Below are 14,141 nucleotides of genomic sequence, written 5' to 3' on the forward strand. Positions count from 1 at the left end.
CCGCCGGTTTTTAATTCAAAAAAATGCACATGTTACCTGACAAACTTAAAAATTCAGAATTTGTATGCTTTTAATGCTCCTGCTTAATTATAATCTTGTCAATGAGTAGCAGGGATCCGTCTTTACCGCTTGCGTTGATGGCATAATACCGGGTCTTTCCTTCGGAATCGGTATAGGAAAAACCGTTATTGGGAACCGAGCCGTACAAACACAATTTTACTAACAGCGGCCGTTCCGGATTCAGTACTTCTTTTGTGTACAGGGTTTGCGCCAAAAAGACCGGTTTATCTTCGAATTTTTCAAGTTTCAGCGATAGAATTTTAAAATCCTTTAACGGACATTTCGCAAAATACACAACGCCGGTCCGCGTCTCCCCTAACTGGCTGGTGACAAATTCATCATGAGCCCCCAGCTGTTGCACATTCTTTTCCCACTGTGCTTCGATGTCCTCCTGGGCATACACGCTGCCCATTAAAAAACTTAATGAAATGATCATTGCCGTAAGCAAAATTTTAATCGTTTTCATATTATAATTACCCCCTTATTGTTTTCCTCTTCTTATTCAACATATGAGGAATGTGGCAGTTTACTTCGTATTGACGACCGGAAAAGGCCTGCTATTTTCCTGCGAACTGTTCTCGTACATTTTTGGCCAACAATGTCTCATAGTGCTGATCTTTCAACGGCACATAACTGATTATATTCGCCGGGAACTCGTTTGATTCAATAACTGCTCCGTTCCTGTCTTTTGTCAGGCACGCTTTGACGGCAAAGGATTTATCTTTGTAGTTGATGTAAATCAATTCGAAGTCATAGTGGTCGCCGGCATGGTTCTGGCAACCGTCATGAAAATGATAGCACATCCATACCTCAGCAAAGTCACCATCATAATTCTTTGAATAATATTTTGCCGTTTCCCGGTCATAATACACTTTCGCCATTTTGTCCGAGCCAATTTGTTTCCACCAGTCCGGACCGGAATCCACATTAGCAAAAGCCACTGTTGAAAACATTGTCAGAACCAACGTCAACAGGATGAATAGCTTTTTCATTTTCTCATTCCCTTTCCATACTCAAAATCCGTCATACGTAAAGATGCACACTGCTTATCCTTTCGCACCTTCCACCTCGAGCACTTCCGGCGCTCCGTCTTCGCCGACACGGCAGCGCAGCCGTTTGCCCGGAACCAGGTTGCTGTCCATCGTAGCCGTCGTATAAAAATCATCGGGATCACTCATCACATACCAGCTGCGTTTGGCCGTATCCTTCAGAGGGGAAGCAAGCCGCGTCATCGGATACACACCCACAAACCGGGGTGACGTCCCGTTCAGGTCATACACATACAGTTTGTAACACGATGCGCTGTATTTGCTGGCAGGTTCTTCGTAATCCACATACAGATATTTCCGGCCATCGGAGCAATTGACAAGGGTCGGACGGATATCGGTATTCCTTAATTCTAATTCGTTTCTGTACTCTTCGCCCCGGAATTCAATTTGTATGCCATCATTATCGCGGCCCACGGTCAGTTTTTCGCCGGGTTTACCGGACACACGGACGGCAGTGTACAAGCGGATATCCATGCAGTATCTTTCCAGGGCGCGCCAGGCAAATGCGTCTGTTCCTTTATTCCTTTTGAAGAGCTCCGGCGATTCTAAATAGAACAGCGTTGTCACAAACATTTCCTCTGCATACGTGCCGCCCAGTCGGTACGGATTGAACCAAAACGTAACGCCGTATGGTTCCAGTGTCCAGACCAGCGAATCCTCTTTTATCATCCGGTCCACGGACTCATCCGCAGCCGCCCCTCCGTTTTCCATAAAGCTTGCGTCGGGATAGTCTTCCTTCAGCCGCTTTTTTATCGCTTCGGCCAGAGTATATTTATTTACAAATACGTCGGAAAGCTGTAACTCCTTCCCTGTACGGGCGTCATAATTTCTTGCCGCGAGTTCACTGCCGGCATGCGTTCCCCCTGCATATATACCTTTGTCCTCCAAAAAACTTACCGCAGCAGAATCAGACCGGCGTACCAGAATATCGCCGGTAAACCAGTATGGCCCGTAATAAGGCGAACCATCTTTGATCCGCTGGCTCCAGTCTGCTTTGGAATCAGTAAACATCAGCTTTCGCGTTCTCCCAAAGTCATCGCTTTTCATCCTGCTGAAACCAGATAACGCCTTTGCAACTTTTTGTTCAGGAGCTTTTGCGTTTCCGTAAAAACCGATATCTGTCCAGTGGGAACGAAGCATTTCAAACGGCCCGTCCCAGTCTGAATAAAAATGCACACTTGTAACCAGCGGCAGCGAATGCAGCGACGCTTCCTGGTTTGCCACATCTTTTGCCTGGGCAAAAACAGGCCGGGACAAATCCATTTCTGCGATGCCGGTATCAAGAGTCGGTGCAAACGTAACCGCGCATGCTGCTGCCAGTACAGCAGCCAACAGTTTTTCTTTTTTCATGCGATATTCACCTCCTTGAGATTTAAAAGCATACTTTCAACGGAACCATATTTTTTCATTTTTTAACAGCTTATCCTTTAGAGCCGTCGATATTGTATATCATAATATCATCCCCATTTTTGTCAAAACGGTATACAGCGTTTAAATCTTTCGGCAACACGAAAGTGCGGAGCAACGTACCGTTCCGGAACACTTTAACAGCAAAACCGTAATTGCCGATAATGTATTGATACCGGGGCATCATGCTGCCCGTAACCGCTTCCGGAACAATTTGCAATGTATTGTCAGTAAAATCTGTATCCGTTTCGTTTATAGGCAGCGCTCCGACCAATGCACAGGCGGCAAATTCGTCAGCCCCGGGCATGCTGTCTTTTTTCAACACATATTTTCCCCGGACATCCGGTAACCGTAATCCGTTATGCCCGAAATAGTCCAGCACCAGCCCGTCTTTCTCGGAAGTGACGCCGGCATGCATCAGATTAACCTGAACATTATCCAGCAAGCCCCGGATTCCGTTTCCACCGTATATGCCATTGGTTTCAGCCCCGGCGACAAAACGGGCACCCAAGCCTATTTCAACCGGCATCACATCGCTCTTGCTACGCTTTTTACCCGAAGGATAGTCTGTGAATGCCTTACTGGCAATCCATCCGCCCATCCTGACTGCGGGAGCCTGAGATAATGCTTCCCTGTCCTTTTCGTCATCTGTCCCCTCGTAATCGCAGGCATGCAACGTAATCACCGGCCATTGGTTCGGCAGAATGGTTACGTCGATATAGGCATTGGTTATGCCGTTGGCATTTTTCCGTTCATACCGTCCGGCAACAGGTGGCCACACCTCGCCTTTCTCACTCTGATACCAGTCCGCCACAGACCGTTGCCCGGCCCTGGCTGTTTTGGGAGCGGCATTCACCGCGTCCGTAGCAGAAGAGAGGGTCAAAGCAAAACACACTGCCATCACTACAAATCTAAAACTTTTTCTCATTATCGGATCCTCACCTTCTTCCAAAAAACACCGCCGCTCACTGGACATGCCCTCCATATTTGTTAGGTAATTTGAAACCAAATTACCCCGGAAAACAAAATAACCGTTTTGCGCAACATACATCATGTTACGTTAAACGGTCATTCTGTTTTATATAAAACTGTAAAAGGCAAAATACTACCCTGCTCTGGTCAGCTCTGAAAATCGTATCCCGACCTGACATTTCCTGTCAACCCCTTATTTCACTGAATGCGTGAACTGTTTGTATCTTTTATAGCACGATTATACAATTATTACTTACATGTATCTTTTGCTAAGTTTATGATGTTTAATAAATTATGTAATAGCTGTTTATTTAATTATAATCTAAAACCGTGGGAATAGTAAATTTGTATTTGATTAAGATACATAAAGACGACGCCTGCCGTTATGATTTTCCGGCAGGCGTAATAGAAGCAATGCCCGTTCTATTGACAAGCCGGTGTATTCTCATTTTTAGATTAATTATTCAGCTTCCCGTATTTCCGGGATTCCACCATAGTTTTAACCGGGGTTTCTGGTCCAAGCCGTGACGATATTTTTCATCGACCAGCGATAACGTCCCTTGTATCCGGCGGGGATATGTGCATTACGTATGTTGATTGTGTATGAAACACGCCTGCGTGCCGGAACCCTGAGGCTGTTTACGTAGTGCTGGTTGCCGTAAGTCTTCCACAGTGTCTTGCCAGTGTCGGAAGCAATAAGGAATAAATCAAACTCACACCGGGTGACATAACCCTTTTCGTCCCCGGTATTTTCAAAATAGCCGACAAATTCCAACCTGCCCGGGTACAGATAAACACGTTCGCCATGCCATTGGATGCTGATCTTTGCTGACGCTGCCAGCGGAAAAATTACAGTACAGAGCGCAGTAATAACAAAGAGCAAACAGAATCTAGACGCTGTTTTCATAAACTCACCTCTTCCTCGTTTCGTTAGTTCTCTATAATTTAGTATGAAAGGGAATCTACATTTTGTCAATGAGCATTTTCGAACTTCTGCAGTCATGACGGTGAGTGGCTAGTTTTCAATAAAATTTAGCCAATGTCCATTATTCAGTCCTCACGTAAGTACCATCAAACTACTTTAAATCCTTATTTGTCTCTTCTTCTTCTTCTTCAAGAGCTTTCATATAGCCGGCAGTAACTATACCTGATGGCAAAGCTATAACTGCAATACCTATGATAGAAGATGCCATGGTAACAATCCTGCCGAACATTGTGGTTGGAACAATATCGCCATACCCCACCGTAGTAAGAGAAACTGTCGCCCAGTACAATGCTTCAAAGAAATCTTTAAAACCCGGTTCAATATGAAAAATAATCAGGGAAGAAATTATGATATATGTAATAGCAAAAGCCAATACTGCTTTTAAGGGTCGGATACTATTCTTGATAACCGCTCTCAATACCCTGAAGCTGTGGGAATACTCCAAGATTTTCAACGACCGGAGCACCCTGGCAAGTCTGGTCAACCGAAGCAGCATCAATGTCATGAATTCCGGATTATGATAAGTAATGCTTACCAATATGCCCGGCAATATAGACAGTAAATCAATAATGGGCATCGGTTGATATATATACTGCAAAAACGGGAGTTTTAAACCCGGATATTCATAATCAGCAACAAACCACCGCAAAATATAATCAATAATAAAAATAGTAACAGCTATGTGCTCAACATATATGACCCAGTGTGGTTCTGCTTCAGGTTTGTATGTCAAAGGTAACAGGCTAAGAATGATGACTACCATCATAAAATAGTCATATAACGTTGTTTCACTATTACCTTCTGTAGGAGACTTGATAATTTGATATAACTTTTCCCTCATAACAGTAGCCTCCAATGCATACAAGCTTTGATAATATCCTTATTTAATATTTTACCACATAATTGAGCCAAGTGGTATAGTTTGTCGGCTTATATCCAAAAAAGTACACTTTCAGGGACAAAATTTCCCCTTTGCCAATAATTAAGCAAGGGGGAAATTTTTATTACAAACAGCGCTTGAAATTTTAGAGATTGATAATGCTTTTCCCCGATATTTGCTGTAAAATTACTGTATTTTTTAATCAATACTTTTCTTAGAAAAAAATAACCACGCAAGCCTAAACCTGCGTGGTTACTGATTTTTAATTGGTGGCCCCGGAGGGATTCGAACCCCCGACCTTTTGGTTCGTAGCCAAACGCTCTATCCAGCTGAGCTACGGAGTCACAGTAAGCTGTTTTTCAACAGCAAAGCTATTATAACTAAAATGACCGGGATTGTCAACAGTTTTTAAAAGAAATTTCAGGATTTTTTTAGCGTATCCTTACCGGCGTAAAATCCTGCGTGTCGCAGGAAACCAGCTTATACCTGCAGCCGTCCCGTTCCCCTTCAAATATCGCGGCCGCGCCTTCCGCTCCGTGGATGTGCCCGAACACACAGGTCTTCACTCCGTATTCGTCAATAATCTGCTTGAAAACGGAATCTTCTTCTGCCGAATAAAACGGGGGATAATGCAGTGCCAGGATAATGTCTTCGAATCCTTCCTTTTTTGCGGCATCCAGCGAGGCTTTGATACGTAATTCTTCGTGACGCAGAATACTGTCATCCGTTTCCGGATCGTACCCTTCACAGGCGGGCGTCAGCCAGCCCCGGGAGCCGCAGATGGCAAGTTTTGCGCCTTCCGTTTCTACAGGGTAAAAATTGTTCTGCAAAAAGAAGAACGCGCCCCCTGTGGCCTGTTTCATCTTGGCAAGGCCGGTCCACCAGTAATCGTGGTTACCACGCAGCATAACCTTGTTACCGGAAAATTCCGCAATATAACGCAGGTCATCCTGCACTGCGTCCGGCAGTTTCATTGCCCAGGAAATATCCCCGCAGAGAACGACGATGTCTTCAGGCGTGACAGTATGTTTCCAGTTTTCTGTAATGCGCTGCCGGTGATCCTGCCAGTGTTCCCCGAACACAGTCATGGGTTTGGCTTCAGGTACTCCGGAAAAATGCAGGTCCCCGATGGCATAAATGTGCACGTCTTTCTCCTCCGTCAACTGATTCAGCAGCGGTCAAAAAAATCTTACTGTTGAAGCTTTTACGTTTATATCGACTTCATTGTATCACAAAACTCCGTGAAACAAAAACTCTTTGCAAAGAACCGGTATTACCTGCGCCTCTGCCTTCATCACCCCGGTACATACTTTCTTCACATTTTTGCCCGACTTTCGTTACAAATTCTGTTTGCGTTTTCCTTATAATAAAACCGGTCCGGCAGAGATGCTTGTCCGGTCCCTCTCGATAAAACATGGCCGTATGCGCACAGGCGCACGGAAAACGGCGGTAACCTGCAGCATCTTTGCATTCAGTTTTCAATCCACAGCCGCTTTTCCGCAAGTTGTATAGAGTCAGGAGGAACAACAATGGACGCACAGACCAGATTGGAAATTCAGAATTTGACGGAACAGCAGCAGCAATATGTAATACAGACGCTGCCCGCAAAAGAAAAATCCCTTTCGTCTGCTTATATTTTCTGGGTACTGTTCGGGGCGCACTATTTTTATTTACACAAGCCGTTTAAAAACATCTTTTTGTGGCTGCTGTGTTGTATTTACATCGGCGTCATCTGGTGGGTTTTTGATCTTTTCCGCATGAAAAGCCTGGTTGCAGACTGCAACCGGGAAATCGCCAAACAGGTGATCCACGATGCGATACTGCTGTACCCGAAACCCCAGAAAGTACACGGCGAAACCATCGACGCGGAATTTGAAGAAAGCAAAAAAGAAGAAAAGGCGTAAAAAGCGCAGCAGAACTACCCTGTAACTGCAAACCGGCATCAGCCTGTCGAACTGATGCCGGTTTTCTTTTGCGAATTTGATGTTACATTTCAGCGCTGTCGAATAGCAGCGTGACCGGTCCGTCGTTTACGGAATACACCTGCATGTCAGCGGCGAATTCTCCGTGTTCCACGGCAAAACCTCTGGCACGGCAGGTCTCCATGAATCTCTCATACAGGGGAACCGCCAGTTCCGGTTTGGCCGCATGGGAAAATCCGGGGCGGCGTTTCTTCAAATCGGCATAAAGGGTGAACTGGGAAATCACTAAAAGGGAACCGCCCACCTGATCCAGGCTCAGGTTCATCTTTCCGTTCTCATCTTCAAAAACCCGGCAGTTACAGATTTTTTCCGCCATTTTATCCGCTATGGATTCCGTGTCTTCCGGCCCGATCCCCAGCAGGATCAGAAAACCCTGTCCGATTTTCCCTGTTGTCTTTCCTTCAATCACTACGGATGCTTCTTTTACTCTGGTTACAACGGCACGCATAAATACACTCCTGAATAGTATGTTTAGTTTAGAAAAAAGAGCTTTTGTCCTGCTTGTCAGACAAAAGCTCTGTCCTTATTACCATGCGCTGAGAATACTGCCCTTGAAGTGGTCAAGAATAAATTTCTTGTTTTCTTCCGAACGGTACACTTTCTCAATCTGTTTGATCCGCGGATCGTTGAAATTCTTTTCCGTTGTAACGAAAATATTTACATAGGGATTATCCGCGCCTTCCACAATGATAGCATCCTTCAGGGGATTCAGGCCGGCCGGCAGCGCGTAGTTTACGTTGATGCAGGCGATGGTCACGTCCTTGATGCTTCTGGGAATGCCCGCGGCGTCCAGTTCCTGGAATTTAAAGTTGTGTTTGTTCTCGATCACATCGGTTAATGCGGTAACGGAATTTTTCTTGTCTTTTACTTTGATCAGTCCCGCATTGTCCAGCATCAGCAGCGCGCGGCCGCCGTTGGACGGATCGTTGGGAATCGCAACCGTTGCGCCGTCGGGAATGGGTTCACCCTTTTTCACTTTGGTAGAATATACGGCCATCGGGAAAATTACGGTCTTAAAGCATTCTTTTAATTTGAAGCTGGGTTCCTTTTTCAGGGTCGCCGCCAGATACGGCGCGTGCTGCATGCTGTTGGCAAACAGTTCGCCCTGGTTCAGGGCTACGTTGGGCGTTACGAAATCGTTGAATTCCACAACTTCGATCTTCAGGCCCTGCTTATCCGCCAGTTTCTTTACGTTGTCCATGATTTCCGCGTGCGGACCTGCGGTTACACCGATTTTAATCGGTTTATCCGCCGCCGGCGCTTTCTTTTCTTCTTTCTTGTCTCCGCCGCCGCAGCCCGTCAGGCTGAAAGCCAGAAGAGCGGTTGCCAGGATCAGTGAAACTTTTTTCAAAAACATGTTAATTCCCCTCCAATATCCATTTTTCTCATATCATATTTAAAAAGTATGATATAGAACTATTATTTCAAATTATAACCAACTTTACCTTTCTGTCAACAAAATTTGTTAATCAGCAAACTTTTTTCGACGGAAAATCAAAATTAAATGGCAGATTGTATAGTAAGTTACACTAACAATCTGCCATCACCGTTCCATTAATTGTCATTTAACCCTGCCGAAAGGCTGCTTCAGCCGGAATGCTTCCGGGATATGGTCGTCCCGGCTCCAATCCGTAATAACCGCATTGCCTTCGCTGTCCGCCTCCACAATATTCAGGGCAGCGTTGCCGATGGGGTGCTGCCAGATATCGTCCAGCGGGATGCCCGCAATGGTCAGCAGGATGCTGCTGATACACATCATGTGGGAAACGATCAGCACGGTCTGTCCTTCGTGCTTTTTGACAATCTCCCAAAAGGTTCTCCAGGCGCGCTTCCGGGTTTCCTCAAAAGGCTCCCCGCCTTTGAGACGGATTTGCGTAGGAGCCGTACGCCAGATATCATACCAGCCCGGATACTTTTCATCAATTTCCGATACCAGCAGACCTTCCCACTCGCCCACGCCCATTTCCTGCAGCCCGTCTGTGGGATAAACGGGGATATTCCTTTCGCCCCGGATGATTTCCGCTGTTTCCACAGCACGCTGTAAAGGACTGGTATAAATGACATCCAGCTCCATGCCCTGCAGCCCGTTTTTGGCAAAACCGGCCTGCTGCCGTCCCGTATCATTCAGGGGAATGTCTGAAAGCCCCTGGAAACGGTGCAGCACGTTCCACTCCGTTTCCCCGTGGCGTATTAAAATCACTGTCGTTTTCATTATTATTTATTTTACTGCTTCCCCAAAGGCCCGGCCGTACTGACGACATTCTTCCATATGGGCTTCATCCGGCACCCACTGGCAGCGAATCCCGTCATTGACAATCGCAAAGCCTGCGCCCTGCAGCAGTTCCGTCATCTGTTTCACCGCTTCGCCGCTCCAGCCGTAGCTGCCGAACGCAGCAGCTTTTTTATTCTTAAACTTCAGGCCCCGGATCAGTTCCAGCATGCCGCCGATGGAATAAGCGAACCCGTAATTGATGGTAGGCGAACCCACCAGGATCGCTTTGGACTTAAACACTTCCGTGGCAATATCGCTTTTGTCTTCTTTGGCCGCGTTCATCAGCTTGATGACCACGTCCGGGTCAGCCTGCCGGATGCCTTCCGCGATGCACTCTGCCATACGGCGGGTGGATTCCCACATGGTATCATACACAAAGGTGATCTGGTTTTCCTGATAATTGGCCGCCCATTTCTGATAGGTCTCCACAATCTGCATGGGGTTATCCCGCCAGATGATGCCATGACTGGGGCAGATCATGTCAACCGGCACGTTCATGGCCAGGATTTCCTTAATCTTTCGGGTCACCATGGGACTGTAGGGATTCAAAATGTTTACGTAATATTTCATGGCTTCGCTGTACATTTCATGAACGTCCACTTTGTCATTGTACAGTTCTTCGCTGGCAAAATGTTGGCCGAAGCCGTCGTTGCTGAAGAGAATATTTTCCCCGGTCATGTAGGTAAACATGGTGTCCGGCCAGTGCAGCATGGGCGCTTCGATGAAAACAAGCTTGGAGTCACCCAGGTCCAGGGTGTCGCCGGTCTTTACATTCACAAAGTTCCAGTCCTGATGATAGTGTCCGCGGATAATGCCCTCGCCCTTTTTGGTGCAGTAAATAGGCACGTCCGGAATTTCCCGCATCAGGGCAGGCAAAGCGCCGCTGTGATCGATCTCATTGTGGTTCATGATTACATAATCGATCTTCTTCAGGTCAATCGTTTCTTTTAAATTAGTTACATATTCCTCATCGTACGGTTTCCAGCAGGTATCAATCAGCGCGGTCTTTTTGTCCTGCACCAGATAGGAATTGTAGGAAGAACCTTTGTAGGTGGAGAGCTCATGTCCGTGAAAATACACCAGCTCCCAGTCGATCTTCCCTACCCAGGTCACTTTATCGGTAATCTTTTTAGCCATGCAAAGTCTCCTTTCAGATTTATCCGCCGGCAGCCGGCAAAATCAGCCAGCTTGTTGTTTATTTTACGCAACAGGAAACAGTGTTTTCCTGTCAATTATCTGTGGCTGCGGAAATAGTTCAACGCTACATCCGGGAACAGCGCGTAAGACAGTACGTCTTCTACGCTGAGGCCGGGATAACCCGCCTCATCCAGACGGTCCCGCATGGTCTTAAGCTGGGGCTTAATGTCATCGGCAGGACGGTGGTCAATGACCGGCTCGTCTCCGATAGCCAGTTTTTGCACTTCCGGATTGATGGGGCCTGCAGTTTTGCCGTAACGGCCGCGGATCAGTTCTTTTACTTCACGGGGAATCATTTTGTAACGGCCCATAGCTACGTTCATAACCGCCATGGAACCGACAATCTGGCTGGTGGGCGTAACCAGGGGCGGATAACCTAAGTCTTTCCGTACCTGAGGCATTTCCTTCAGCACTTCGTCCAGCTTGTCGCCGATGCCCATGCCTGCCATCTGGCTGCGCAGGTTGGAAAGCATGCCGCCGGGAATCTGATACAGCAGCACTTTGGGATTTACGTTAAAGTTCGGGTTCACATGGAACTCGTTGACAATTTTGCTCTTGACGCCGGTGAAATATTCTGCCAGATCATTTAACGTTTCGAGGTTTAGTCCGGTATCCCGGGGGCTTTCCGCCAACGTAGCCACCATGGCTTCCGTGCATGGCTGGCTCGTGGTTCCCGAGAACGGGGCCAGCGCCGTATCCAGAATGTCCACGCCGGCTTCTGCCGCTTTCAGCGCGGTCATGTGGCCCAGACCCGTGGTGCAGTGATTGTGAAGTTCTATCGGCACAGCGATTTCCTTTTTCAGGGCTTTGATCAGATGTTCCGCGCCATAGGGACTCAGCAGACCCGCCATGTCTTTAATGCAGATGGAATCGGCTCCCATCTGTACCATTTCCTTAGCCAGACGCACAAAGTCCTCCGGCTTGTGATACGGGCTGGTAGTATAGACCAGCGCGCCCTGCATATGTGCCCCGGCCTTTTTGCCTGCCTGGAAAGAGGTTTCCAGGTTTCTCGTATCGTTGAGCGCGTCAAATACGCGGATGATGGAAACGCCGTTTTCCACGCTCTTTTTAATAAATTCAGACACTACATCGTCCGCATAATGGTTATAGCCTAACAGGTTTTGGCCCCGCAGCAGCATCTGGATGGGTGTGTTCGGCATCCGGTGCCGCAGGATCCGCAGGCGGCCCCAGGGATCTTCATCCAAAAAACGCAGGCAGGCGTCAAAAGTCGCTCCGCCCCAGGCTTCAATGGCATGGTAGCCAACATTATCCAGTTTTTCCAGCACCGGGATCATATCCTGCACCCTCATCCGGGTCGCAACCAAAGACTGCGGGCCATCCCGCAATACTGTTTCTGTAATCTTCAGGGGTTTTACTTCTGTCATCTTAACACTCCTTTACTGAACTCCATGGAAAATCATATTTTGAATTGTATAAAAAACACTTTCCATTGCAAAATATTATCAAGATATTATATCATAAAAACTTCCTTATGTATACAAAATACACTGGGAATGATTCCTGATAAAAAAGGCTGCGGGGTTGCCGCAGCCTTTTATAAAAGAATTGAAATTGTTGAATTTTATGCTTTCTGTTTTTCCGCCCGGTTGATGGCGCACAGGATACCCAGCAGGGACGCCACAACAATACCGCTGTGGATGCCTACGCCGAAAATGTGGTTTCCGTCCGGCTTCTGGAGTTCAATATAACAGATAGCCTTGGCATTGGAACCGACGCTGATTGCGTGTTCGTCGTAGTTAATAAATTTATAACCCGTCACGCCGACTTTCGAAAGGGCGTTGAAGAACGCATCGATAGGACCGTTGCCTCTGCCAATCACATCGGTCTTCTGTCCGTCCACGGCAATGACGCCGGTAAAAACAGTAGGATTCTCCTGCGCGTCCTCCGACTGTTTGGCTTGATGGAAGTGCCGTTCAACCAGTTCATATTTTCCTTTCAGGTCCACAAACTCTTTGTTGAACAGTGAAACGATCTGTACTTCGTTCAGTTCATCGCCGTAAGCGTCCGCCGCTGCTTTGACAATATCGCCGAATTCGGGCTGCATGGACTTTGGCATACGGTAACCTTTCGCCTGTTCCAGTACATAGGCTGCGCCGCCTTTGCCGGACTGGCTGTTGATCCGGATGATAGGATCATACTGGCGGTTGATGTCTTCCGGATTGATAGGCAGGTACGGAACTTCCCAGTATTCCGTGCCGGTGTTCTTCATATAGTCAAAGCCTTTTTTGATGGCGTCCTGATGGGAACCGGAAAAGGCGGTGAAAGCCAGCTGTCCCACATAAGGCTGCCGGGGGGGGATTTCCATTTTTGTACATTCCTCATATACTTTTCCTACCGATAAAATATCATGGAAGTCCAGTTTCGGATCCACACCCTGGGTGTACATGTTAAGCGCTACCGTTACGATATCCAGATTGCCTGTACGTTCCCCGTTGCCAAACAGGCAGCCTTCGATGCGTTCCGCACCGGCCAGAAGTCCCAGTTCCGCGCAGGCTACGCCGGTACCCCGGTCATTATGGGGATGCAGGCTGATGATGGCCGCTTCCCGGTTGGGCAGATGCTTGATAAAATACTCGATCTGGTCGGCATAGGTATTGGGGGTACACATTTCCACCGTGGCCGGCAGGTTGATGATAACCGGGTTTTCTTTCGTAGCGCCCAGCGCTTCCATGACTTCGTGACAGATGCGTACGGCAAAGTCCTGCTCTGTTCCCGTATAGCTTTCCGGAGAGTATTCGTAACGGATGTTCATGCCGCTGCGGGCTATTTCCTCTTCCGTCAGCTGACGGATCAGTTTGGCACCCTGCACTGCGATATCCACGATACCGTCCATATCTTTCTGGAAAACAATTTTGCGCTGCAGCGTAGAGGTGGAATTATAAAAATGAATGATAACATTCTTTGCGCCCTTGACCGATTCAAAGGTTTTCTTGATCAATTCCGGCCTTGCCTGTACCAGCACCTGCAGCGTCACGTCATCCGGTACCAGATCCTGTTCGATCAGGGTACGGATAATTTCATATTCGGTTTCCGAAGCGGAAGGAAAACCGATTTCAATTTCCTTGAAGCCGATATCAATCAGCGTACGGAACATACGCAGCTTTTCATGCAGCTGCATAGGCGTTACCAGCGCCTGGTTGCCGTCCCGCAGGTCTACGCTGCACCATACGGGCGCCTTATCAATGATATGATCCGGCCAGTCACGGTGTTCCAGCGGAATCTGTGCAAACGGGATATACTTCTTGGCAGGTGCTTTCATTTTCCAGTCCTCTCTTCTTCTCTAAAATAAAAAACCTCACTCCCATATATCTGCAAG

Annotated in this window: 14 protein-coding genes, 1 tRNA gene and 1 other annotated feature (1 of these 16 only partly in view); of the genes, 1 reads left to right on the plus strand and 14 read right to left on the minus strand. The window is 47.4% G+C overall.

From position 1 onward, the window contains the following. Nucleotides 1–70: 70 nt before the first annotated feature. The 8 genes from BM159_RS00705 to BM159_RS00740 form a co-directional block, all read right to left on the minus strand. Nucleotides 71–526, minus strand: a complete 456-nt coding sequence (locus BM159_RS00705) for a hypothetical protein (RefSeq protein ID WP_093912348.1) — start codon at nucleotides 524–526, stop codon at nucleotides 71–73. Nucleotides 527–617: 91 nt separating this feature from the next. Next, nucleotides 618–1,052 (minus strand): hypothetical protein, encoded by a 435-nt coding sequence (locus BM159_RS00710; protein ID WP_093912349.1) that lies wholly within the window; start codon nucleotides 1,050–1,052, stop codon nucleotides 618–620. Between the two features lie 54 nt (nucleotides 1,053–1,106). Further along, a complete protein-coding gene (locus BM159_RS00715) occupies nucleotides 1,107–2,459 on the minus strand; it encodes a hypothetical protein (protein WP_093912350.1) in 1,353 nt (450 codons plus the stop codon). A 70-nt stretch (nucleotides 2,460–2,529) separates the two neighbouring features. After that, nucleotides 2,530–3,444, minus strand: a complete 915-nt coding sequence (locus BM159_RS00720) for a hypothetical protein (protein WP_143089369.1) — start codon at nucleotides 3,442–3,444, stop codon at nucleotides 2,530–2,532. A gap of 543 nt (nucleotides 3,445–3,987) precedes the next feature. Beyond that, nucleotides 3,988–4,395, minus strand: coding sequence for a hypothetical protein (locus BM159_RS00725; protein WP_093912352.1), 408 nt, complete (start codon nucleotides 4,393–4,395; stop codon nucleotides 3,988–3,990). A 169-nt stretch (nucleotides 4,396–4,564) separates the two neighbouring features. Then, entirely contained in the window at nucleotides 4,565–5,314 is a 750-nt protein-coding gene (locus tag BM159_RS00730; protein WP_093912353.1) for a potassium channel family protein, read from the minus strand. A 306-nt stretch (nucleotides 5,315–5,620) separates the two neighbouring features. Then, nucleotides 5,621–5,697, minus strand: a tRNA-Arg gene (locus tag BM159_RS00735). 87 nt (nucleotides 5,698–5,784) lie between these two features. Further along, the gene (locus BM159_RS00740; RefSeq protein WP_245763593.1) at nucleotides 5,785–6,516 is read right to left on the minus strand and encodes a metallophosphoesterase; all 732 of its coding nucleotides are present in this window, start codon (nucleotides 6,514–6,516) and stop codon (nucleotides 5,785–5,787) included. 366 nt (nucleotides 6,517–6,882) lie between these two features. Between BM159_RS00740 and BM159_RS00745 the strand changes: the two genes are divergently transcribed. Continuing rightward, a complete protein-coding gene (locus BM159_RS00745; protein WP_093912355.1) occupies nucleotides 6,883–7,257 on the plus strand; it encodes an NINE protein in 375 nt (124 codons plus the stop codon). 82 nt (nucleotides 7,258–7,339) lie between these two features. Here the strand turns inward: BM159_RS00745 and dtd are convergent, their stop codons facing one another. The 6 genes from dtd to leuA form a co-directional block, all read right to left on the minus strand. Next, nucleotides 7,340–7,783 (minus strand): D-aminoacyl-tRNA deacylase, encoded by a 444-nt coding sequence (dtd, locus tag BM159_RS00750; RefSeq protein WP_093912356.1) that lies wholly within the window; start codon nucleotides 7,781–7,783, stop codon nucleotides 7,340–7,342. A 78-nt stretch (nucleotides 7,784–7,861) separates the two neighbouring features. Further along, nucleotides 7,862–8,692 (minus strand): MetQ/NlpA family ABC transporter substrate-binding protein, encoded by an 831-nt coding sequence (locus BM159_RS00755; RefSeq protein WP_093912357.1) that lies wholly within the window; start codon nucleotides 8,690–8,692, stop codon nucleotides 7,862–7,864. Nucleotides 8,693–8,896: 204 nt separating this feature from the next. Continuing rightward, nucleotides 8,897–9,547 (minus strand): histidine phosphatase family protein, encoded by a 651-nt coding sequence (locus BM159_RS00760; RefSeq protein ID WP_093912358.1) that lies wholly within the window; start codon nucleotides 9,545–9,547, stop codon nucleotides 8,897–8,899. A gap of 6 nt (nucleotides 9,548–9,553) precedes the next feature. Continuing rightward, nucleotides 9,554–10,744: an anaerobic nitric oxide reductase flavorubredoxin gene (locus BM159_RS00765; protein WP_093912359.1), complete on the minus strand. Its 1,191-nt coding sequence runs from the start codon at nucleotides 10,742–10,744 to the stop codon at nucleotides 9,554–9,556. A 95-nt stretch (nucleotides 10,745–10,839) separates the two neighbouring features. Continuing rightward, nucleotides 10,840–12,189, minus strand: coding sequence for a pyruvate carboxylase subunit B (locus BM159_RS00770; RefSeq protein ID WP_093912360.1), 1,350 nt, complete (start codon nucleotides 12,187–12,189; stop codon nucleotides 10,840–10,842). Nucleotides 12,190–12,386: 197 nt separating this feature from the next. Further along, nucleotides 12,387–14,084 carry a 2-isopropylmalate synthase gene (leuA, locus tag BM159_RS00775; RefSeq protein WP_093912361.1) on the minus strand — a complete coding sequence of 566 codons (1,698 nt, stop codon included), beginning with the start codon at nucleotides 14,082–14,084 and terminating at the stop codon, nucleotides 12,387–12,389. Nucleotides 14,085–14,136: 52 nt separating this feature from the next. After that, nucleotides 14,137–14,141 (minus strand) — a binding site (T-box leader); it runs 231 nt beyond the window's last position.

The organism is Succiniclasticum ruminis DSM 9236, from assembly GCF_900112895.1.
Classification (GTDB): domain Bacteria; phylum Bacillota; class Negativicutes; order Acidaminococcales; family Acidaminococcaceae; genus Succiniclasticum; species Succiniclasticum ruminis.